The sequence below is a fragment of the Rhodobium orientis genome, from assembly GCF_003258835.1.
Lineage (GTDB): Bacteria > Pseudomonadota > Alphaproteobacteria > Rhizobiales > Rhodobiaceae > Rhodobium > Rhodobium orientis.
Genome location: NZ_NPEV01000175.1, coordinates 1 through 267, shown reverse-complemented (window position 1 = coordinate 267; position 267 = coordinate 1). Strand labels below are relative to the sequence as shown.

The 267-nt window shown below is 31.8% G+C and carries 1 protein-coding gene; it reads right to left on the bottom strand.

What is annotated here, in order from left to right; genetic code table 11:
• Window positions 1-267 (bottom strand): helix-turn-helix domain-containing protein (locus CH339_RS23905; protein ID WP_170138637.1); only part of this gene is annotated, 267 nt, incomplete at both ends.

Sequence of the window (267 nt, the reverse complement as noted above, 5' to 3'; positions counted from 1 at the left end):
GTTCGGCACAATAATATTACTCTCACCACAAATGTACTTTTGTCGCTTCTTCTTAACTTGACACTGAATCTCAAACTTTTGCATAATTTTTTGTACAGTTTTGCGGTTTACATTTATCCCATACTTTCTGTTTAAGATGGATTTAATTTTACGATGACCATAGTGATAGAAGTTTTTCTTACACAGCTTGATTACTAGCTCTTCTAATGAAGTTAGCTCAACTTTTTTATACTTCTTTTTCCAACGGTAATATGTTGACTTAGGTAT